A 20,890-nucleotide genomic window follows, 5' to 3' on the forward strand; every position below is an offset into this window, starting at 1 on the left:
GGGACCGGGGTTACCGGATCACGGGCGCAGGGAGCGCCATTATGGAGGAAAGTATGCGTTTGTTCTCTAAACTGCTCATGGGCACTGCCATCGCGGCCGCGATTACGATGCCGGCATCGGCAAAGGATCTCCAAAAGATCGGCATCTCCGTCGGTCTGCTTGGCAATCCGTTCTTCGTGGCAACGATCAAGGGGATCGAAGACCGCGCAAAGGAGATCAATCCAAATGTTCAGGTCACCTCGGTTTCCGCTGACTATGACCTCAACAAACAGGTTTCGCAGATGGACAGCTTCGTTGCGGCCGGCGTTGACATCATCATGCTGAACGCTGTTGACGCCAAGGCGATTGCCCCGGCTGTCAAGAAGGCCCAGGCAGCCGGCGTTATTGTCGCCGCCTTCGACGTGTCCGCGCCGGGCGCTGATGTCACGGTCATGACCAACAATATCAAGGCCGGTGAAGAGGCTTGTGGTTATATTGTCGATCAGCTCAAGGGCAAGGGTGACGTTGTAATCATTAATGGTCCGGCCTCCTCGTCGATCATCGATCGCGTCCAGGGCTGCAAGAACGTGCTTGCAAAAAGCCCTGATATTAAAATTCTGTCGGACGATCAGAACGCTCAGGGCTCACGCGATGGCGGTCTTGCGGTTATGCAGGGTCTCCTCACCCGCTTCGACAAGATTGACGCGGTCTTTGCGATCAACGACCCGACAGCTATCGGTGCGGAACTTGCAGCCAAGCAGCTGAACCGCAACGAATTCTTCTTCACCGCCGTGGACGGCGCACCTGACATCGAAAAGTCGCTCGCAAGCGGTAACTCGATGATCAAAGCATCTGCATCGCAGGACCCGTACACCATGGCCGGTGACTCGCTAAAGATGGCAGTCGATGTACTGAACGGCAAAAAGCCCGCCCAAGACACCGTACTTCTCGATCCGCAGCTCATCACTGCTGACAACATCAAGGACTACAAGGGCTGGACAGCAGCCCGCTAACCCGTCCTTCAGACGATCCGCCGATGCTTGACATCGGCGGATCGTCACGAATTCATGAACGAACAGGAATTGTTTCGATGGCTAAAATAGGCGTTCACTCATTTGTCTGGAGTGCCGGGTCCTCTAAAGACGAGCTGGAGCAGACGCTCGTTCGCTCTCATGAATTGGGTTTCAAGCTCGTTGAGTTCTCGTATCTCGACCCGGAGCAGGTTGATGTCAAATGGCTGGCTTCTCGCATCAAAGAACTAGACCTTGACGTAGCTGTCAGCATGGGGCTTCCACTTGATGGCGACATATCCAGCGAAGAGCCGTCTGTCGTCGCAAACGGCGAAGCAATCCTTGACCGCGCCGTCGCACTCGTAAGTGAACTTGGTGGATCCAAGCTCGCCGGGATTCTGAGCTCAGCTCATGGAAAACAGGAACAGGCGCTAACACAGCGGGGCTGGGACACAAGCGTGACGACGTTATCTCGTGTAGCCGAGCGTGCCAGCCGGTCGGGGGTGACGTTGAACCTGGAAATCGTCAATCGCTTCGAAAGCAATATGCTAAACACCGCAGCGCAAGGATTGGCGTACATCGCTGACACCGGCGCGTCGAATGTTCTGCTGCATCTCGACACATTCCATATGAACATTGAGGAAGCCGACGTTGGGCTCGCGATTCGTAATGCAGCCGACAAGATCGGCTACATGCACATTGGCGAAAGCCATCGTGGGTATCTTGGGACAGGCAACATCGATTTTCCGGCAATTTTCGATGCGCTCGTGGCAATCGGTTGGGACGACTACGTAACGTTCGAGTCCTTTTCAACCAGCATCGTGGATAGAGATCTCTCGTTGAAGACTGCAATCTGGAGAAATCTTTGGGACGACAATGTAGCACTTTCGAAGCATGCACGATCCTTCATCCAACTCGGGCTTGAGACAGCAAAATTGAAAGCGCAGTTGGTTAAAGCGAAACATTTGTCCTGGAAATAGCGGCGAATTGGGCTGCGACCAAGCAACGGGCGACGTATATGTCGTCGTCGCGGGTGAGGTGGGTGGTGCCAACCGAACCGCCGCGGCACTGCGAGGGCGATGAACCCCAGGACCGCACCGGACGAAACTGCGGTCGTGACCGTTTGGGCAGCTTCGGTAGCCTGCTGCTTTGCTTGGGAAACAGCACCTCTATATGCTGCTCGTGGTTCTGCGCCTTGGCGATCGCGTCGGCGGCTGGATTGCTAGCTTCCGTGGCCTTGGTCTGGTCGCCCGTAAACGCTGCGCGGACCGATGCCACAGCAGCGTCGCGGATGTCGCGTTCCATGCCAGCCATCGGATCGGTCGCCGTGGCAAGGGCAGGGACGGCGGTCGTCGCCGCAGCAAATCCCTTGTCCGAATGTGCCATAGATGACAGCGTCCCGTGCGCTTGAAGTGTCGCCTCCAAGAAGCGGCACAAATGATCGCAAGTGTGACCTGGCTGGTCCTGTAACGCCGCCCATCTCCAGGACCGAAGCGAAGATATCGACTGTCGACGTTAAAGCTTCTATCCTGCCCTCATGGCATTTCAAATGGGGATGCCAGACCATCAACGGGAGGTTGGCGTGGCTATCGAAGTGCGGAAACTGCTTGCCATAACCGCCACGCTCGCCGAGGTCGTGCCCATTGGTCGGTGGTGACAATAAAAGCCGTGTCGTCCCACATGCTTTCTTCATCCAGTCTCTGAAGTAATATCCCGAACCATTTGTCAGTCATCGTCAACTTCTGGCGAGTCATACAGGACGGCGATGCCATCAATGCCTGGCGCGGCCACATTGGTTAGCAGCCGAACTTGTAGGAAACCGTGCCTGGCCCTAATTCAATTCAGGAACGCGGCGACCGCGCTCGAAGATTGGGTTCGAGTGCGATGAGAACAGCTATGATCGGCAGGTGCTTCGGATGGCGGATGGCCCAGATATCAAAACAGACCATTGTCCGCGTGATCGACCTCGAGACTAGTGGCAACGGTCCGCATGACGTGTGCGAAATCGGCTGGCAGGATGTGATACAAACGGACGACGGTCGCTGGCAGCTCGATCTCGAGCGCGGTTCGCTCCTGGTCAATCCAGGCCGTCCGATTTCCGCCGAAACGATGGCCGTCCACCATATCCGTGATAGCGATGTGGCGGGCGCGCCTCTATGGAAGGAAGTCGCAGCTTCGGTGCTTCAGCCCACCCGACCGGTTGTCGCGTTGGCTGCCCACCGCGCCAGTTTCGAGCAGCGTTACTGCACCCCACGCCTGACGGGCGGCGCGCAATGGATATGCACGTGGAAATGCGCGATGAGGTTATGGCCGCATCTGCAACGATTTTCGAACCAGATGCTTCGCTACCAGCGAATGCCTGAAGGCCTTATCCACCAGCTAGGACTTCCAGCTCATCGGGCTATGCCGGACGCCTACGTCACCGCGCACCATCTTCGCGACATGCTCAACGTGTCGTCAATTGAACGGCTGCTCGCGTGGAGTGCTGAGCCGGGACTTCTGCCCCGGGTGCCATCCGGACCTGACCGCGGTAAGTCTTGGGATTTGATAGACTCTAAGGTCGTCGAGCAGTTCTTGATGGATCGTGATCGAGATGTCCGATTTACCGCCGAAACCGAGATGGTTAGGCGAGGAGCAGCATCGGTAGCTGACGTCGATAGCGAGCCGAGCCAAGGCAGTTTGCTGTAATAAATGAGCTGCCACGGCGCGGTATCAACAATGCAAAGCCAGGTTGACCTGTCTAGGATCGAGCCGTCTTCGGGGCCTAGCCTCTAGGCCGAGACGCCGTCCGGAAAATGATCCGCCTCCCACGACTCGTCTTGGGCGGCAGAGTAGTCCTCCTGTTCCTGCCTCAACTTCTCAAGGCGTGATCGCTGCTCTTGGACGAGCGCGATCATCGCCTTCACCTCCGTCCGCTTCTTGTGGTTTGGCTCGACCTTCGTCAGCTCTTCGCTGTCGAGAACTCGCGACGCTTTCGAGTAGACGTCGTTCACCGCGAGCCTCCGAAACTGACCGCGCCGCTCGCGGAGGAGGCGAACTGATGGGCGGCCTCGGATCTCGATGCGAACTTCGTGATCCAGGTGGCGTTTGTCGAAGCGGCTCAAGCGGCCGGGATGAACGTGTTGCCCGACGACCTCCCTCGATTAAAGATGGCGATCTGACAGAGAGGTGCTCCGCAGGGGTAGGGCGGGGCGCGCGAAGATGCAGCAGGTCGATGCGGCGAAGATTTTTTCGTTTTATAGAAAAATATCACGTAAGATTCTCTATATAGAAATTGACAGAAACACGAGTGTTCGATAAAAAGAAATATTATATGATATTTTCGGCTTATCGAATGAGTATCAAGACTGAGATCGGAAGACAGGTATCGAGTTTTCGCAGGAAGCGAGGGCTGCGTATCCACGATCTTGCACAGAGAACAGGAAAGAACCCCGCTCGTATCAGCGAGCTCGAAAATGGTAAGTCCAATAGCACGGTAGACTTCCTCAACGAGATCGGAGCAGCATTGGGGCTAACGCTGATGTTCGTGCCAAATGACAGACTTGCCGATGTGCAAGCAATAATTGGTATTCGTGACCGTCAGATAGCACCGGCCTACGACCTGCCGACTGTTTTCGATGAAGTATTCATCGACGACAGCGAAACCGGCGAGGAAGGCCTCGATGCTGATCGTTAACCGGGCCGGGTTGATAGGGATCACGTTCGCGGTAGCGCCAGGGAAGGAGCTGCGAGTTGGATCATTGATACGTGAGCCATCAGGGACGGTTAGATTCTTCGTTGACGATGGTTACATCGCTCTTGGCAAGGAGCGTCCGCTTGTCAGTGTCTCATGGCGAGGTGCAAATGAGGAAGAAACCGTCGCTCGCTTGAGGGCGACGGGAGATAAGGTAATGTTTGGTGGCTCGTTACCTTCCTTCTTTCAAAACCTTCTGCCAGAAGGTGCGCTCCGGGAGCTCGTCGAGAAGGAATTCGGTGCTGGAGCGTTTGACAATTTCGATGTGTTGGCAAAACTAGGCGAGGACTTGCCCGGCGCGCTGATTGCTCGCCTGGAGGCAGGCAGTCCAGCGCTTGCGGCGCGAGTAGACAAGCAACCGGCGACCAAACCTGCTCCTTCTGAAGAGATCAGATTCTCTCTTGCAGGTGTGCAGCTGAAATTCTCAGCGACAAATCGGGCTGCGTTGACAATCCCTGCGAAATCCGGAGACGGCCATCTCATACTCAAGACCCCATCTCCCCAGCACGCATTTCTTCCAGAAGCGGAGTGGACCGCGCTTAGACTTGCTGCAGCCGTCGGCGTGCGCGTCGCGAACGCGGATTTGATTGCACAGGAGAAGATAGACGGAATCCCTGCCGAGTATCTGTTAAAAGGCCAGCACTCCCTTTCCCTCGAGAGATTTGACCGGGGACCAGAGGGCCAACGAATACAGTCCGAAGACTTTGCCCAGATTGTCGGCGCGATGGGGGATCAGAAATACACCAAGGCCAATGAGGCAACCGTCATGAACATCGTTCAGCGGTTTTGCTACGACGGCAGGGGTGAGCTTCTAGAGAGCGTACGGCGTATCGTGGTCAATTTGCTGCTTGGAAACGGCGACGCTCACTTGAAAAACTGGTCATTCTTGTATCCCCGGAGCGGAGAAATAACTCTGACGCCCGCCTATGATATAGTGCCGACATTCCTTTATGGTGATGCGAAGATGGCCCTGGAATTTGGAGGGACGAAAGATCCAAATCTAGTCGGATTACGCAGGTTCGAGCGGGCGGCGGGTGCGCTCAAGGTCGCACCAAAGGTGATAATTGATCAAGTCATCGATACCGTTCGAAAAGCGGTTCACTCTTGGCCACCGATAATCGACGAAGCGCCCTTACCCTCTGAAATGAAGGGCAAACTTCTTTCTCGCTTGTCCACACTCTCCCTCGTGCGAGAAGTTGTTTCAGCATAGCTAAAACCTCGATGATCAGACGAGGTGATGATTTGCGCTGAAAGCTGACGCCGGACTGCGGCAGACTTCTCAGTGCAAATCCCGGGTCAGCTTTCAGCGCAAACGCATGGCCCGCCCTTTTTGCAAGTAGATTTTTTAGAACCCTGAACAGTCTTCTTCAACGTATTCGGTCTCACGGTCATGCAGTGGCCAAGATGGATATCCGCACGTCCGGAGCCTCAATAATCAACACGGCTTCAAGCCATTTGCACTGCTGGGCTTTCCGTACGCCGGTCAACTGTCAGGCCATCTATGGTCCTTCTCGCAAACATCATGGGCTGCAGATAAACGCAGCCGATCTTCTTACGCTGTGATGGCGCCCCACGCGCGATCGAATGGACGTTCCTTTCGCAATACGGCCCAGGCAATGCGGGCGAGCTTGTTTGCCATCGCCACGATTACGACGTTGCGGTGCAGGCCGGGCTGACGCGAGCGTCCGCTTCCTTTGCGCGAACGCGGTACGGCGAAGTTCTAGTCCGCTACGAAATGGAGCGCCTCCAGCTGGTGCCCATGGCGAATGTGCAGGTAATGTCGCTGCGGCGCGTACAAGGAGCGCCCTGCGGCCTCCGCTGTCGCCCAATGAATACGGCAGTTGTTGGGGATAGATCGGTGCACTTAGCTACGAGGTAGGCCCGGCGGGAGTGCATTCCAATGCAAAAGACCCACCGTGAGGGTTTCGCGGCGGGTCCTAGGCCTGCCCTGGGGCGAAACCGGCGGCTGCGGTGCTGCCAGAAATTAAGTAAGCATGCTATCGAACTCACGGCAATTCTACGGTGGGATTACCCGGCCCTACACCTCGTGCCATTCCCACAGGTGGCTTGCCCAGACAATGACAGCCCGCTCCTGGCGTTGCTGTGCAAAGCAAGGTGAACCATATGAACAGTTGCTGCTGGACATGTGTGCAACAAACCGTATCGATCTCGGCTATGCCAACGGTAGCGGGGTGAGAAAGCGCATAGTGGATCAGGCCAGCGGCAACCACAAAAGACGCACCGATCAAACAGAATGCCAAACGCAAAATCGTCATGTTTCCTCCTGCATGCCACGACGTCACAATCGCGCAAATTCGGTGAAGCACATCTTGGCTATCAGGGGGATAACGGCGTGATCGTAGCGAGAAGCGGTTACAGGCATCCCATTCGGCTTAAGTCGTATGGCCCGGTTGTATTCTCGTCAGGCACGGCAAAACTGACAAGATAAGCGGTGGGGGAGCGTCGATGTTCATGCTGACTGTCGGAGTACCAATTGCATTTGCTGTCGTCCTGATTATTGCAGGGTTGCTGAAGCTGCTCGAACATGCGGTTGCGGGACCGAACGGCGGCTCCGGCAAAGCCGATCCCTAAATGGCGCCTGTGGATGGTGTTCAGCTCGATCTACTGCCAAGAGGGTCGCGGTCGATGCCGATCGATAGCGTCAGCAATACCCGGTTTAGCAATTTCAAAGCGGTCATCGGCATGCGATCGATGGACAGTTCGTTTCCCGCCGCTATGCTTTTAATCTGCAGACCTGATCCCGCTACCTTGATCCTCGATGAAGGCTTAACCCGACTTAACAGGATGCGGTGACGATAGGCTCGTTGAACGGTCCTCGTTACGGCATGTTGCGTTGCCGTTGCTCACCCCGCCCGATGCTCGCCGCCGCTTTCGCGTTGGGCGGGGTGAAGATCCCCGGAGCCGCCGCTTCCTGCATATCGAATAGTCTTTCAACATTCGCGGATCTGCCGAACAACCAGAGAATTCGCCTTCGCCAATCTCTGGTTGACAGTGCTGAACGCTCCCAGCAACGTTTCAATCGGCCATGCGAGATTTTGACCCGAGGATGGTTTCATATCAAGCGCGACGGTCTTGGCACAGCATCTTGCCCCGGATGGCAGCCCCCCCGCATCAGTCTCAAGCGAATTCGCCAAGGCCTCTCACGGACATCCCTGTCATCGGCTGCCGCAACGAAAATTAGCAAGAAAGAATATAGGGAGTGACAAATGTGAGAACGTGTTGCGAACGCGAAATACAATCTGCGAGATTGCAAGTGTTGGTCATTTGCCGGACGATTGCGCGTGTCTGCCGCCCCGTTGGTTCTGGACGAAAATCTCTTCCAGAACCGAAAGCATCTTGAGAACGCGAGGATCGCGTGTTGCGTAGTAAATGGTCTGGGCGCTCCGTCTCGTGGAGACCAATTTGTCGTGCCGAAGCTTGGAGAGGTGCTGGGAGAGCGCTGATTGCGAAAGCTCAACATACTGCTCAAGATTGCCCACGGATGTTTCGCCCCTCGACAACGCCAGCAAGATCTTTAGCCGGTTGGGATTGGCCATAGCTGAAAGAAGGGCGGCTTTCTTTTCAGCCAATCTCTCGTGTTCGTCGCTCAAACTGTACGCCTTCCGTAAGGTGATGTACCGCAATTACGGCTAGCGTTAATCTACCGGCCGCAAAAACGGAAGCAACCAAAGATCATTGTTTTGGTCCGCGGTTCGTGCTGAGAGGTATTCGCTTAACGATGCCAAGCACTTGGGCTTGACGTTGATGAGCTGAACATCTTGAAGGCGCAACGCTGGCGTGGACGAGAACCCGCACCGGTGCGTCGAAATCCAGACAGCAATGTCGGTCAACGAACTGAATGACCGTCGATACTTCACCGCTGTCGTCGCCCATGGCGGTTATTCGGCAGCCAGCCGCAGCCTTGGCATTGCAAGGTCGAAACTCAGTATTCGCATCCAGAAACTTGAGGATGAGTTGAGCGCGCGGCTGATAGAGCGCTCAACGCGCAATTTTCACGTAACGGAGATCGGAAGAGCTTTATATGAACCCTGCGTCGCGATCCTGCAGGCCGCCGAGGACGCGAGAAATGCAGTCATCAGCGCGCAGGAGCGGCCGCAGGGGCTTGCCCGGCTGGGATGTCCGACGCCATTCGTTGAGCTCGTCGTCACCCGGACGGTTTAAAATTTTCTCAAGCGCTATCCGGATGTTTCCGTTGAGGTGGTCGGAACTGAGCACAATAGTGACCTTGTCGGTGCGGGGATCGATCTTGAAATCCGTTCGAGCCGCACGCGTGAAACGCAATCCAGCATCGTCATGCGGCGTTTGCGCAAGACGTCCTCGGTCCTAGTAGCCAACCCGGACGATAACCCGCTGTTGATATTAAGCTTCAAGGTAAACGCTAGGACGCAGCCAGTATGGCGAGGTGTCTGATGTCACGTCAGGGAGAAGCGCGGCTTGCGGAATGCGGGTCCGACCAAGTAGATCGCTCCTGCAATTAGGGAAAGATGGCAAAGTGGCACCAGATGCCAGATCGACCATCCCCCGTATACGACAGCTACCACCACGAACCCTGCCGAGACGAATGGCGCGATATCGATGCCAGAAATACCGCCGTGACGGTAACGGCGAAGATCGAATGGACGACTTGGTAGAGCCCGGCGCGCATGACCCGTTTCGATACAATAGTTTGCTCCCGATCTATTGCCTCATATTGGGGTAAAAGGCCGGATTATCGCGCGAAACCATACCGGCCCGCATTCACACCAAGATGACATGGCGTATTGCATCCTTACGCTCGTACAAGAGAGGTGTCTCAAAACGGCACGGCTTTCACCCGAATTTAAACCTATTGCGGAATGCTTGTGGAGCGGAGAATGCCGCGCTTGGATCGACTCAGCTGCGCGTTCCAAGTTGCGTCGCCGCCTCGCGGCAGGAGCCCGCTGACCCCCGCTTGACGCGCGGCGGGCTCCGCATTTGATGCGTGTCTCAAAGCGCAATGCCGGCGTGAGTAGTTTGTCAGCTCCTCTTTTCAGACGCTAGGTTCAGGTGCGCCTCCTTACCAGACATAATCTTTCGCCATCGACATTTTCACCTGACCGTGCGCAACCGGTCGATCGATGCGTCCGCTGTGAAAGAGACCGGAAGGAACGAGGTCGCCTCCGGACAAGATTCGCTTGCTAGTCATTCTGCCGTCCAAGCGGCTCGATTGACTCTGCGCGTTGGACATCCGACAACATCTTCGCCTTTAAAGGGAGAAAACCGATGGCCGACGAAATTACCCAGAACCCTGCTGCCGACACGGCGGGTGTTGCTCCGATTGCATCTGCTCCTGAAAAGAAGAAACGTGCTCCCCGTACGCCTAAAGTTGCGCCCACTACTGCTCCTGTCGCAGCTGCCACGACCGGAAGAGGGCGCAAGAGCGCCGCCGTAAAGGCTGACGAGACCAAGCCAGATGCCCAGCCTGTGGTACGTCGTAGAGGCAAAGCCAAGGTGGAGGGTCCAAAGGTTGACGGGCGCAAGCGCGCTGCGGCCCAGACTGCTGCGACGGTCGCGATTTCTTCCGCCGCCGATGAGATGACCGAACTCCTGAAGCTCGAAGACGAGAACAAGCGCCTGCGCAAGCAGCTCGGTGACAAGCTCCGCGCCGAAAATGTCGACCTTCGCAAGAAGCTCGGCGTTAAGTAATTACCAGCGACGGCGGTTGCTCAGGCTGCCGTCGATCCTAGATCCCTAAGGTCTGGCAACCGGGTTCGCGCCGCGGCCCCGGCTGCAATGTGTTCGGGGTATATTACATGAAATCACCATGGAAACTTCTGGGCCAGTTCATCTCGCGCCGCGATGCGAACAGGGAGATCGGCGAAGAGGATCCCGTCCTGCATGAGGATCCTGCCGACAAGACGGTGCAGGTTCCTGCGTCGCCACAGACCCTGGTCGACCTTCAGTCCCCCTCGACCAACAGCAGCATGGACGAGGGTCGTTCTGCGGGGAATACGCCAGCTGTTGGTGATGGGACAGAGACTGGCAAGACGCCATTGGCAGTAATCGCTGGCGAGACAACGCCCCCGCCCCCGGCCAGGCAGCCAAAGCAAAATGCTCGTGCGCCAGGCGGAGGGGCTCAACAGCCGCAAGCCAATACCGCCGAAACGGGCGCGCCGCCTGCAAATAAATCGAAAACGCCGCCGGTTTCCCCGCCAGCGAAGCGGTCCAAGTTACGGCCTCGCGTTGGACCGTTGAAAGCTGAGCCGGCTTTGGGTTCCGAAGCTGCCGAGCTGGATGACGAGATCAGGCAATTGAGGCGCCAGTTGGCTGGCAAGTTGCGCGCGCAGAACGAACAGCTTAAGGCGATGCATGCGCGTTTTACACGCGGCTGATGGACCCGAATACGTAACATAGGAATGACATGAGAAGACAACAGCGAGCCTTCGTTGTCGAAGTAAGGCAATCGCGCCGCCGAACCCGTGGCGCAAAAGCCTCCATCTGGAGCGGCACTGACCTTGAGGCGCTGACGCGCGAAACTGAAGCGGACAGGGGCGAGGAGCCGGCGCCTGCTATTTCAGCCAAGACCTTGCCCCAAGCGGTTCCATCCGATCATCGCGACAGGTCCGTGTCTTCGGAAGGCAATGCAAAGCAAGCATTGAGTTTACCAGCTGAAGAAGAGGCACGAGAGACACAGCGTGAGGCTTTAGCGCATGGCACCGCTCAAACCGATAGTGCCGGCCTGGATGAGGTTGTCCATACCGTTGCTGCCGCTAGACAGCCCGGCAAGCCAGAACGTGTTTCGCGATCGCCGGTCCGGCAGCGACGAGCAAAACAGGTTGCCGTTCTGCGTGCGGACGAACTTTCCGAACTCGAAGCAGAGAACTATCGCCTGCGGCAGATGCTGCATGCGCGGCTGATTACGGAAAACGCAGAGCTTCGGGGAAGGCTTGCGCGGTTCAACACCTGAAATTCGCTTGATATCTAAGGCCCTGACCGGTTCGGCCAAACGAAGCAGGTCTTGCAAATAGAGCTGAGAAAAGCCAATCGATTGGCGGATGTGCGTGAAAAGCGGCCTTCTCTGTCGTCTCAGCCGGCAATCGCGCGTGACAGGTCGGCGCCGATTGTGGAATGAAGGGCCTCAAGGCCCGCTCACTCTGTCTGATATGATGGCGGCCGGCCCTTGAAAGCTGCCCGGTCGGGTCGCATTTTAAGAGAAGCATTTCCAATCGCTTCCAAGCGAGGCACACTGCAGAAGCCGGTCGTCATTCCGTGCTGCGTGCGACCGATGCAAGTCACTTCTCGAACTTTACGAGGTGGGTGTTGACGCAGTTTTTCGAGACAACGCAGGGCATCATGGTGATCGGAGCAATCATCGGAGCGGGCGGTTTTGCGGCCGGTTCGATCGTGCCGAGCGCGTTACGATGGGCGAGTGGCGGTCGTAGACGCGTCGAGAAGGCGGCCGCGCGCAGGTCCGCGATGCTGACCGTCCTTGCTTTGGACGATTTCGTTGGCGCCGCTTACGCCGCAGCCAACGACGAGCCAGAGTTTAACCCCGTCAACGAGGGTGAATTCGTCTTTCACACTCCAGACCCCATTCTGGTTCTGCCGCCGGCTCAAGATATCATGTTGCTCGGAGACGAGTTTTTCAACGAGACCCTGTGGCTTTCCAACCGCGTCGCCAACCTTGGGAATGCGCTGGACAGTCTCGATCTCTCGAGCCCCGGTTTCGACAGCTTCTTTGAACGTCGCCAGGAAGGATATGCGGTTTTAGCCGCAAAGGCGATGGACCTTATCGAGCGGATATGCGCTGAATTTACACTCCATCTTCCGGAGAAGCCTGACTATTATCAGCAGCGCGAGGGGTTGGCATCGGTCGTGCAGGCGGCCGGCGAACGGCGATCGCGAGCTAAACCAATTTCCGGCCCCCTTCCGGCCAACGGTTCCAATGTGACGGAGCTCTTCCCCAAGACAGGCGGCGAGGGCTGGACGCCGGGTGTCGGCGGCTAGAGGAACGACATTCCGGTAACGTTGGAAAGCGCCATCTTAGCATGCTGCGAGTGTTCATCTGCCGGCAAATCCTCTTCAGCTGGCCGCAAAAGAGCGCCAACTCTGAGATTGATTTCCGTTGCCTGTGGCCCGAGTTAGAAAACAATTTTACGTGCTCATGATAGAGGACGCCAGCTATCACGCGGGTTTCGTTCGATAGGTTGGGACAGAGCTACTGTGACGCATGTAAAAGGCAGCGTCCATCATGGCGGATGCCTCGACGAGATGGAAGCTTATTCATTTGTCCGCACAAGCATTGCCATAGCAGCGACGGCAACGTATCCGGGCTTGCTGGTCGAGGAGCTACGGCCGCATGTGCGTGGGTGCAGCCAGTCCTCGTTGGGTCTTGTTAGCTCCAGGGTCTGGCGCTGAAACTACGCATTTGGACGGACCAATCCCCCGATCGGGGCTACGCATCATTGAACAGAGCTCTGGCGGTTTGCTTGTTTGATGGTGGCGCTGGGTTGGATCGATCTGTTGTCTTTCTGGCCCTTATCGGTTCGCAGGTGCCCTCGGTCTGCCGGAGGAGCAAGACGGCCTCAGCGCTAATCTCTCGTCTTCGAGTTTCCCTGAGTACCAATCGCCGCTTCCTGTCCAACGGTGCCGGGCTGCCCTGCATGTCTTTGTCGGCTGACGGTTTACTCTCGACGAAATCTCTCAAAAGGACGAATGGCGAGTTCGTCCCCAATTCCAAACCGGCCACCTTCAAGCAAAAAAAGCTTCGAGGCTAACAGACGCTCGTTCTATTTATGTTCTTGAAACTCATGCCCGTCTATGTTTGAAAAGCACTCCCATTTCCCTAAGGTGGCGCCATGGACACAGGACAATCGATTCGACCGCCGCAGAAGCAATCGGGCGCGTATTTCACGCCGGATGATATTGCGGCCGCCCTCGTGCGTTGGGCGCTGCGTCATGACGACGATCGGCTGCTAGATCCATCCTGCGGCGATGGCAACTTCCTTGTCCACCACCGCAATTCCGTCGGCATCGAGCAGGACTTCGTATCAGCGCGCTCTGCCATGGACCGCGCTCCCTGGTCGCTCGTGCACGAGGGCGATTTCTTCACCTGGGCGGCGGAGACGTCGGAACGCTTCGAGTGTGCAGCCGGCAATCCGCCATTCATCCGCTACCAGACCTTCAAGGGCGACATGCGCAAACGCGCTCTCGCCCATTGCTTATCGCATGGCGCACGCTTCAGCGGACTGACATCATCATGGGCGCCGTTCTTGGTGTCGACAGCTACGCTTTTGAAGGCCGGCGGCCGTCTGGCTTTTGTCGTGCCGGCCGAGATCGGCCACGCTCCTTATGCTGCGCCGCTAATCGAGTATCTCGTCGCCTCGTTCCGGCAGGTGAAAATCGTCGCCGTGCGCCAGAAGCTCTTCCCGCAACTGTCCGAAGATTGCTGGCTTCTCTATGCCGACGGCTTCGGCGAAAAGACCGATCGCATCGAGCTGTCAGTTGTAGATCAATACAGACCGGCCGCACAACCGCCCGCGGCAACAACCTTTGTCAACGTCGGAGAGTGGCGTTCTATCTGGAATAGCAGATTGCGGCCGTACCTGATTTCGGAAGAGGTAAGAGGGATTTATCAGGTAGCCGCGGCGGACCCGGACAGCCGTCGGTTTTCGGAATTCGCAGCCGTTGGGATCGGTTATGTTAGCGGCGACAACGACTTCTTCCACCTGAAACCGTCCCTGGCTGAGAAACTTGGGATCCCATCACAGTTCCTCAAGCCCTCGGTGCGCAACGCGCGCTCGCTCCCGAAAGACGCTATCACCCAGTCTACTGTGACGGATTGGCAGGCCAATGACCAGGCAATGCTGCTGCTCAAGATCAGCCGCGGACAGGAAGTGCCGGCCACAGTCAGGCGCTATCTCAATAGCAATCCTGGTCGGGAAGCCCGGCAAGCCTATAAATGCCGGGTGAGGGACCCCTGGTATTCGGTTCCCGATGTCCAGGAGCCCGATTACATCCTTCAGTACATGTCGGGCCGCGCAGCGAGCCTTGTCAAAAACGACGCAGGTGTTACCTGCACAAACAGTGTCCACGCTGTGAGGCTGCGCGACCGTAAGCTCGCAGCGAAACTCCTCCCCTCGTGGGAAACGCCTTTCGTCCGGTTGAGCTGCGAGATCGAAGGCCACGCGCTTGGAGGTGGAATGCTGAAGCTGGAGCCGCGTGAAGCCGGTAACATTCTCTTTCCGGCTGGTCGCGTGGTAGACAAGAAGTCCTCCGAGGCAATTTTGGACTCCATCCAGACGCTTCAGCGCTGGAGACACTATGCCGACTGAAATCGAAGGTAATGTCTGCCGTTGGACGACCGAAGCAGACGCGCTCAGGGAATTCGCGGAATTCTCAGGCAAGACGCAAAGTGCTAGCCACATCAAGCCTCTGCATTGGTATGTTGCCTGCCGGCTGGTGATCGAGGGAGGCTTCGATCCAGTCGACATCACGCCGCGACCGCCATTTCGGGTAGAGCGCAAATCTGGCCGCGTGCCTATTCTCCACTATGATCCATCCGTCGCCGGCGGCGGCGAACGAACTGTGCTCGGCGGCCTGAAAACCAAGAACGTCGATGTTGTCGTGACCAGGGAAGGGATCGGCCCCGTACTCGCTGTCTCCTGCAAGGGCGTAACCGGTGCGTTCCGTAACCTGACCAATCGCATGGAAGAGACGATCGGCGAATGCACCAATTTGCATATCACCTATCCGGCTCTCGTCCTCGGCTATCTCGTCCTGCTGCGGGCAAACCGACAAACGGAACGCGCGCTCGATATCGCTGCCGAAGCTGTTGACGACGTCAGCAATGAGACTGCCCCCGCGAAGGCCCTGGCGGCCAACGACATTGCGATTGCAATCGGCGGCGAGCCGGTGGCCGGGATCGTCCGCTTCCACAATGCGCTGCGCGAGCTCGTCGGGCGCCGTGGGATCCGTGACGATGTCAGCCGCTATGAAGCAATCGGTTTCGGCCTGGTCGAAATGGAAGGCCCCACCAAGAACAAGCTTTTCGAACCTTTCCCCCCTGAAACCAGCCCGCTTGCAACGACCAGTTTCTTCGAGACACTCTATCTCCGTTACGACGAGCGCTTCGTTACCAGCGCGCCAGATCTGAGCCGCGTGACACGTAGGCTCGAGTGGGATATCAGTTCGCCGGCTTTGATTCAGATCAACAATCAGATGTACGGCGCCAGAACAGCTGGGTAGCAGTGCCCAGCGTCGCTAAGCCGTGTCGGTACCGGACCTTGTTCAAGATCGGGTTCTACCGCTTGATCCCCGCCACTTGTGATGTATTACGACGACATTTGGCGAAAGTGATTAACCCGCTCATTTTGGGAAGATCGACAGGATGTAGGGTCAACGCCTGAAAATCAGGCATTGGCCGAGTGAGAGACACACTTCTCTTCCTTTTCGCGGGCCACTCCGCACGGAACGAATTTCCTTCCTTGCCGTTCATGAAGGAATCAAGTCGCAGACGGAGCACAAAGATGTCACGCAACAGAGATAACGGCATCGACCTGAAGGCAAGCCGAGCAAAGAAGTCGGCGCGTCAATTCGCGCATGGTGGCAATCCAGCGCATAAAATCCTGCCGGAGCAGGCGGTCAAAAACGACGTGCCGCCGCCTGCAATGGATGACTATACGATGATGATGATCCAGGCGATGGAAGGCCGATCGTGACGACAATACCATCCTCATGAAAAAAATCAGGCGGACGCCGTATCCTTTCACTGCTTGGCGCGTTCTCTCCCGGCAATAGAGGAAACACCCATGACCGAGAATTCGGCATCACAGCCCAGCGACTTCTCCAACTTACGGAAACACGAGCCGCGTCAAGGCTTCGCGCAAACGGCACGAAATTTCCTGACAGCGGAACAGCGTAGACGCGAGGCAAAGAAAGAACGCCACGCGCTGGCACTGGAACAGGCTCAAAACCAGGGTCGTCAACTCTAGCGTAGTCGTGCTGTCTCGACCTACATTCCCGGTGCGGCCGACATATTGAGACGGCCGGCGGTCGATCACCACAGCTCCGGAGCGAGGTTACAGTGAAGATTCGGACAGCAGAGGCTGAAGACGCTCTTCCTATAAGTGAAATGCTCAAGCGGCTGGTTGCTGCCGGAAAGCGGACGGCAAGAGCAGACGTCGAATTCGTTCGCGAGCATTATATCGACAATCCGGCTGGCATCCGCTGTTCCCTGGCCGAGGACGACAACGGAAACCTACTCGGCTTTCAATCGCTGATCCGAGCGACTGATGATAATCCCTATGACACGCCAGTTGGATGGGGCATTGTCGGCACGCATGTCTCTCCAGACGCAGCCAGGACTGGTGTCGGGCGCGAGCTGTTCGGGACGACCCGACAGGCGGCCATCGAAGCGGGGCTTGAGAAAATCGAGGCCTTTATCGGAATAGGCAACGACATTGCACAGGCGTACTACGAGCGGATGGGTTTTCGAACGTATCGGACAACCGAAACGACGGTCTGCAAGTGCTGCTCACTAGATGGTTCTGGTCCCTGACCTCGCATTGCGCGCTGGCGGTTCGAAGACAGAATCCCGTTCCTGCTCTGCATCACGCATCGATCATCACGGCGGATCTCAAAACTTCGCCCCTATCCTACCGAGACTTGGTTGGGCTGACGGATATTCCACGTCTTGACTTTCCGGTGAGGGACGCCACGGGTGCGCGATTTGCAGCTGCACGCGGTAGACCACGAAGGAACGTCCCGTAAGTGGCCGGCGATTGATCGCAACAGCTGGCATCTCGCATTGCGGATGCATGACTTCGATGGGGTCGTCGAGCGCTTAATTGCTTTCGATATCACCGAGGGCCTCGATGGCGATCCCGAGCGCATGCTTTTCTCCAGCAGTTGGGTCGCTGGTTTTCCGTAAAATTAATTTTATGCGATCGTCAAAGGCAGTTGAATGGCGCCCTGACATCCGCCGTTACGAAGAAGCCTCAAAGCGGCCCAACACCCCGGAATAGCTGCCGGCGGGCCGCTCAGTTATCAAAGTATGTGGATTTCCCGTGCAAGCACCGATGCGGAAATCGTCGATCAGAGAATTTACAGTAGCGGGCTGGGCTTGCCCTCTCTTTCGCAATTATTGAGTTCATTTGAAATGTCGCGCGCGTCTGTTTTTCTTAGTTTGATGAAGTCGCGGCCGTTGGAAGCCGCTGGAAGACCGCTCAAGCGATCCACCACCGTCCAGCCGTCCTCGCCCGGGATTGCCTGGTATCGATCCTCTCTGACATGGGTGCGGCTATCGACCGATCTGGCATCCTTATAGGACATGAGAAATCACAGTAGCGATCACGATGAGAAGTCCCATGCCAATTCCCGCCGTCCATAGTATCCCCTTCACCCTGGGATTGGTGCGGATGTGCGTGTTTATGTCAGGCTTTGGCGGCTCCGCGGCAGCCGGCGTGTCAAGGTAGCGTGTCATGCTCTTCTCCATATTCATGCAGTAACGACGGCGAGAGCGGTCTGTTCCCACCGATTGACTCGACAGGAAGGCGACGCGACGCAGACAAGGATGGATGAAATGCGATGCGGCACTCACACGTGCTGGCGTAGAAGGCTTATTCACCTGGAACCTCAACTCAGACACGGTGTTACGGGCATGCTCCACTTGCAGCGCTTTTTGCCTTTCATGCCCTTAGTGCTGAGCGGGGCCAACCATATTGTGCTATCTCGGTGAGCGACAAGCCTGAGGTCGCGCGCGCCATTCATGAAGCAATAGTCAAGGGGTAGGTATATGGCAGCCAGATTTGCGTCTCTGCATTTGGGCGATGCTTTCGTGACAGTGTTGGTACGCCGTCGCACTATTCCGAGATCGTAGCCCGACCGTGCCCGGAACGACCAAAGCGGCCGCGCTTTTTTGGAACTGTAAAAGGCGCTTTAATTAGCGTCTGTCGTCTTCCGGATCTTCAGCGATAATGCCATTCACCTTCATCAAGCGAGCCACCATTGCCCCAGGCACAGCTTCGCTTGAAGGCAGCGTGAAGCCGCGACATCAGGCGTGTGAGGAAAAAACGTCTCATTCACGCGTGCCATCTGCCAAATGTCACATATCAGTGCCAAGTACCGAACGGCGGCTCGTCGTCGAAGTTGCCATTGCTCGCAGCGTCATAGGCGTTAATGCTTCGACCGCCACCGCGGGTGCCAAATGCAGTCAGTTGCACCATTACCTCCTTGGCGTGAACGATGGCCTCTTCCTCGCTGAATGCGTGCCCGTCAGCGACCTTGATCGACACCAACTCCCCGTCGTCGCCAAGAAAGTCTACGCGCCACCCTGTCTTTTCGTGAGCGACTTTGGTTTCAAGAAGATGCATGGGATGAGGCCGCCTTCCTACCTCGGAGATCGGCATCGACGCTCTTCCTCAGAGCATCCATTATGTTGACGACGTTATCCTTCGGAGCGGCATCCGAACGTTTGCCTCTGGCCGCCTTCTTCGGCTTCATCGCCTTCTTCTTCTCGGCTATCAGATTCAGCAGGCTCGTCTGTATTGGATCGCTGACCATGTCGGGCGACCAGTGTGCCGATTTCTGCTTTATGAGTTTCTGTACCAGCGGGATCAGGTCGGGATCGGCTTCGTCCTCGATGTCCTCGAAATAGCTCTCCTCCGGGCGCACTTCGTCGCCGAAACGGAGTGACCACAGGACAATGCCTTCCTCGCGGGGTTCGAGGATGACGGCACGCTCACGGCGACCGATCACGAGTTTCGAGACGCCGACGACGTTGTCCGACTTCATGGCATCTCTGATAACCGCGAAGGCCTCGTTGCCGACGGCGTTATCGGGGGTAAGATAGTGAGGCTTCTCCAGATAAACCCACTCGATCGAATCCGGAGGGACGAATTTCTCGATGTCGATGGTCTTAACGGTGTCGAGAGCGACGCGGTCGAGATCGTCGTCCGTGAGGATCACGTAGTCATTCTCACCACGAGCATAGCCTTTGGCCTCTGCGCCTTGCTTCAGTGCCTTTCCGGTCACGGAGTCGACGTACTGCGAAACGACCCGGTTTCCAGTGTCTTTGTTGAGGGTGTGGAAGCGGACCTTCTCGGACTCGGACGTCGCCGGGGTCATCGCCACGGGGCAGGTGACGAGCGAGAGCTTGAGGTAGCCTTTCCAATAATATTTGGGTGCCATCGATCGATCTCCCTCAGCTTGCCTTGCGCTGCGGGGCAGCCTTGGAGGAGGCGGCCTTCGCGGCCACCCCGCGCGCGGCGCGCTGCCGACCTGTGCCCTGATTGGCATTGGCCGCAGTGCGTTTCGGTTTGGACTCGGTGGACGCCCCAGACTTCAGCAATCCGGCGCTCTCGCGGAGGGCGGCTAGCAGGTCGTTCGGCTTCGAGACTTCGACCTTTCTTGCCTTCGGCAGCGCCTTGCCTTCGATCTTGGTTTTCACCAATTCGGCGAGGGCGGCTTCATAGCGGTCATCGAACGTTGCCGGATCGAACGTGCCCTTCTTCGTGCTGATGATGTGCTTGGCGAGATCGAGCATTTCGCCCTCGATCTGCAGCTTGGGAACTTCCTCGAACGCCTTCTTCGAGGATCGGACCTCGTAGTCGTAGTTCATGGTGGTTGCCACCAGGCCCTTGCCATGGGGGCGGATCAACACCGAGCGCACCCGGCGGAATAGGACAGCTCTAGCAATGGCTGCGACGTTCGACTTCTTCATGCCGTCGCGAAGGGCCACGAAAGCGTCGGCACCCATTTTGTCCGGGGTCAGGTAATAAGGCTTGTCGAAATACACATCGTCGACTTCGGAGCATGGGATGAAAGCGTCGATCTCGAGCGTCTTGTTGCTCTCCGGGATTGTCGCTGCCACTTCCTCGGGATCGATGATGATGTATTGCCCGTTCTCGATCTCGAAGCCTTTGGTCTGAGATTCCCGCTCAACCCGTTCTTCGGTCTCGCTGTCGACGAACACGCGATTAACGCGGTTACCCGTCGCCTTGTTGATCGTGTTGAAAGTGATGCGCTCGGATGTGCTGGCCGCTGTATAGAGGGCCACGCCGCAGCTCACTTCACCAAATTTAAGAAAGCCTTTCCACTGTGCGCGGTGTCCCGATGCCATGACGCTCCACTCCGAATCACTTGGGTCGTGATTCAAAGACGTGCGAGGGTGATTCGTTCCGACTCGAAA

At 56.9% G+C, this 20,890-nt stretch carries 25 protein-coding genes and 2 pseudogenes; 17 read left to right on the forward strand and 10 right to left on the reverse strand.

Annotated features, from left to right (window positions below; genetic code table 11):
• Nucleotides 1-53 precede the first annotated feature (53 nt).
• Together AB4Z25_RS13580 and AB4Z25_RS13585 are read left to right on the forward strand one after the other, a co-directional pair.
• Nucleotides 54-992 carry an ABC transporter substrate-binding protein gene (locus AB4Z25_RS13580; protein WP_112389159.1) on the forward strand — a complete coding sequence of 313 codons (939 nt, stop codon included), beginning with the start codon at nt 54-56 and terminating at the stop codon, nt 990-992.
• A 77-nt stretch (nt 993-1,069) separates the two neighbouring features.
• Nucleotides 1,070-1,969, forward strand: coding sequence for a sugar phosphate isomerase/epimerase family protein (locus tag AB4Z25_RS13585; protein WP_112389158.1), 900 nt, complete (start codon nt 1,070-1,072; stop codon nt 1,967-1,969).
• On the opposite strand, the gene AB4Z25_RS13590 is transcribed toward AB4Z25_RS13585, so the two are convergent.
• Both AB4Z25_RS13590 and AB4Z25_RS13595 read right to left on the reverse strand, forming a co-directional pair.
• Nucleotides 1,941-2,375 carry a hypothetical protein gene (locus AB4Z25_RS13590; protein WP_442208363.1) on the reverse strand — a complete coding sequence of 145 codons (435 nt, stop codon included), beginning with the start codon at nt 2,373-2,375 and terminating at the stop codon, nt 1,941-1,943. The genes AB4Z25_RS13585 and AB4Z25_RS13590 overlap by 29 nt on opposite strands.
• A 55-nt stretch (nt 2,376-2,430) precedes the next feature.
• Nucleotides 2,431-2,682 (reverse strand): annotated as a pseudogene (locus tag AB4Z25_RS13595) (hypothetical protein); the annotation flags it as partial.
• Nucleotides 2,683-2,912: 230 nt separating this feature from the next.
• Between AB4Z25_RS13595 and AB4Z25_RS13600 the strand changes: the two are divergent.
• Nucleotides 2,913-3,677 (forward strand): exonuclease domain-containing protein, encoded by a 765-nt coding sequence (locus tag AB4Z25_RS13600; protein ID WP_112444335.1) that lies wholly within the window; start codon nt 2,913-2,915, stop codon nt 3,675-3,677.
• Between the two features lie 83 nt (nt 3,678-3,760).
• On the opposite strand, the gene AB4Z25_RS13605 is transcribed toward AB4Z25_RS13600, so the two are convergent.
• A complete protein-coding gene (locus AB4Z25_RS13605; RefSeq protein ID WP_148194363.1) occupies nt 3,761-3,982 on the reverse strand; it encodes a hypothetical protein in 222 nt (73 codons plus the stop codon).
• Between the two features lie 341 nt (nt 3,983-4,323).
• Here AB4Z25_RS13605 and AB4Z25_RS13610 point away from each other — a divergent pair, with 341 nt between their 5' ends.
• On the forward strand, nt 4,324-4,665 hold the full coding sequence (locus tag AB4Z25_RS13610; protein WP_162698711.1) for a helix-turn-helix domain-containing protein: 342 nt from the start codon (nt 4,324-4,326) through the stop codon (nt 4,663-4,665).
• The gene (locus tag AB4Z25_RS13615) at nt 4,652-5,932 is read left to right on the forward strand and encodes a type II toxin-antitoxin system HipA family toxin (protein ID WP_162698712.1); all 1,281 of its coding nucleotides are present in this window, start codon (nt 4,652-4,654) and stop codon (nt 5,930-5,932) included. Before AB4Z25_RS13610 ends, AB4Z25_RS13615 begins: the two co-directional genes overlap by 14 nt.
• Before the next feature lie 342 nt (nt 5,933-6,274).
• On the opposite strand, the pseudogene AB4Z25_RS13620 reads toward AB4Z25_RS13615, so the two are convergent.
• Nucleotides 6,275-6,388, reverse strand: a pseudogene (locus tag AB4Z25_RS13620) (IS110 family transposase); the annotation flags it as partial.
• 340 nt (nt 6,389-6,728) lie between these two features.
• Nucleotides 6,729-6,998, reverse strand: coding sequence for a hypothetical protein (locus tag AB4Z25_RS13625; RefSeq protein ID WP_148194362.1), 270 nt, complete (start codon nt 6,996-6,998; stop codon nt 6,729-6,731).
• Between the two features lie 190 nt (nt 6,999-7,188).
• Here AB4Z25_RS13625 and AB4Z25_RS13630 point away from each other — a divergent pair, with 190 nt between their 5' ends.
• On the forward strand, nt 7,189-7,314 hold the full coding sequence (locus tag AB4Z25_RS13630; RefSeq protein ID WP_442208228.1) for a hypothetical protein: 126 nt from the start codon (nt 7,189-7,191) through the stop codon (nt 7,312-7,314).
• Between the two features lie 689 nt (nt 7,315-8,003).
• Here the strand turns inward: AB4Z25_RS13630 and AB4Z25_RS13635 are convergent.
• Nucleotides 8,004-8,279 carry a metalloregulator ArsR/SmtB family transcription factor gene (locus AB4Z25_RS13635; protein ID WP_112390520.1) on the reverse strand — a complete coding sequence of 92 codons (276 nt, stop codon included), beginning with the start codon at nt 8,277-8,279 and terminating at the stop codon, nt 8,004-8,006.
• A 241-nt stretch (nt 8,280-8,520) separates the two neighbouring features.
• On the opposite strand from AB4Z25_RS13635, the gene AB4Z25_RS13640 reads away from it, so the two are divergent.
• The 11 genes from AB4Z25_RS13640 (at nt 8,521) to AB4Z25_RS13690 (ending at nt 17,632) form a co-directional block, all read left to right on the forward strand.
• A complete protein-coding gene (locus AB4Z25_RS13640; RefSeq protein ID WP_112538312.1) occupies nt 8,521-8,904 on the forward strand; it encodes a LysR family transcriptional regulator in 384 nt (127 codons plus the stop codon).
• 1,080 nt (nt 8,905-9,984) lie between these two features.
• Nucleotides 9,985-10,407, forward strand: coding sequence for a hypothetical protein (locus AB4Z25_RS13645; RefSeq protein ID WP_112390473.1), 423 nt, complete (start codon nt 9,985-9,987; stop codon nt 10,405-10,407).
• A gap of 107 nt (nt 10,408-10,514) precedes the next feature.
• Nucleotides 10,515-11,093 (forward strand): hypothetical protein, encoded by a 579-nt coding sequence (locus AB4Z25_RS13650; protein WP_442208229.1) that lies wholly within the window; start codon nt 10,515-10,517, stop codon nt 11,091-11,093.
• A 29-nt stretch (nt 11,094-11,122) separates the two neighbouring features.
• Nucleotides 11,123-11,668 carry a hypothetical protein gene (locus AB4Z25_RS13655; RefSeq protein WP_148194361.1) on the forward strand — a complete coding sequence of 182 codons (546 nt, stop codon included), beginning with the start codon at nt 11,123-11,125 and terminating at the stop codon, nt 11,666-11,668.
• Between the two features lie 353 nt (nt 11,669-12,021).
• Nucleotides 12,022-12,708, forward strand: a complete 687-nt coding sequence (locus tag AB4Z25_RS13660) for a hypothetical protein (protein WP_112390521.1) — start codon at nt 12,022-12,024, stop codon at nt 12,706-12,708.
• An 851-nt stretch (nt 12,709-13,559) separates the two neighbouring features.
• Nucleotides 13,560-15,035: an HsdM family class I SAM-dependent methyltransferase gene (locus tag AB4Z25_RS13665; protein ID WP_112390476.1), complete on the forward strand. Its 1,476-nt coding sequence runs from the start codon at nt 13,560-13,562 to the stop codon at nt 15,033-15,035.
• The gene (locus tag AB4Z25_RS13670; RefSeq protein WP_112390477.1) at nt 15,025-15,948 is read left to right on the forward strand and encodes a hypothetical protein; all 924 of its coding nucleotides are present in this window, start codon (nt 15,025-15,027) and stop codon (nt 15,946-15,948) included. Before AB4Z25_RS13665 ends, AB4Z25_RS13670 begins: the two co-directional genes overlap by 11 nt.
• Nucleotides 15,949-16,229: 281 nt before the next feature.
• Nucleotides 16,230-16,421 (forward strand): hypothetical protein, encoded by a 192-nt coding sequence (locus AB4Z25_RS13675; RefSeq protein WP_112390478.1) that lies wholly within the window; start codon nt 16,230-16,232, stop codon nt 16,419-16,421.
• A 90-nt stretch (nt 16,422-16,511) separates the two neighbouring features.
• Nucleotides 16,512-16,694, forward strand: a complete 183-nt coding sequence (locus AB4Z25_RS13680; protein WP_112390479.1) for a hypothetical protein — start codon at nt 16,512-16,514, stop codon at nt 16,692-16,694.
• Between the two features lie 92 nt (nt 16,695-16,786).
• Complete coding sequence (locus AB4Z25_RS13685) at nt 16,787-17,260, forward strand: GNAT family N-acetyltransferase (RefSeq protein ID WP_112390480.1); 474 nt, start codon at nt 16,787-16,789, stop codon at nt 17,258-17,260.
• A gap of 162 nt (nt 17,261-17,422) precedes the next feature.
• On the forward strand, nt 17,423-17,632 hold the full coding sequence (locus AB4Z25_RS13690) for a hypothetical protein (protein WP_442208230.1): 210 nt from the start codon (nt 17,423-17,425) through the stop codon (nt 17,630-17,632).
• 173 nt (nt 17,633-17,805) lie between these two features.
• Here the strand turns inward: AB4Z25_RS13690 and AB4Z25_RS13695 are convergent, their stop codons facing one another.
• From AB4Z25_RS13695 to ku (AB4Z25_RS13710), 4 genes are all read right to left on the reverse strand, one after another.
• Nucleotides 17,806-18,033, reverse strand: coding sequence for a hypothetical protein (locus AB4Z25_RS13695; RefSeq protein WP_112390481.1), 228 nt, complete (start codon nt 18,031-18,033; stop codon nt 17,806-17,808).
• Nucleotides 18,034-18,812: 779 nt separating this feature from the next.
• Entirely contained in the window at nt 18,813-19,073 is a 261-nt protein-coding gene (locus AB4Z25_RS13700) for a hypothetical protein (RefSeq protein WP_112390483.1), read from the reverse strand.
• The gene (ku, locus tag AB4Z25_RS13705; RefSeq protein ID WP_112390484.1) at nt 19,060-19,890 is read right to left on the reverse strand and encodes a non-homologous end joining protein Ku; all 831 of its coding nucleotides are present in this window, start codon (nt 19,888-19,890) and stop codon (nt 19,060-19,062) included. Before ku (AB4Z25_RS13705) ends, AB4Z25_RS13700 begins: the two co-directional genes overlap by 14 nt.
• Before the next feature lie 13 nt (nt 19,891-19,903).
• Nucleotides 19,904-20,821 (reverse strand): non-homologous end joining protein Ku, encoded by a 918-nt coding sequence (gene ku / locus AB4Z25_RS13710; RefSeq protein WP_112444242.1) that lies wholly within the window; start codon nt 20,819-20,821, stop codon nt 19,904-19,906.
• Nucleotides 20,822-20,890: the final 69 nt, after the last annotated feature.

The organism is Rhizobium sp. RAF36 (assembly GCF_052114105.1).
Classification (GTDB): Bacteria; Pseudomonadota; Alphaproteobacteria; order Rhizobiales; family Rhizobiaceae; genus Rhizobium.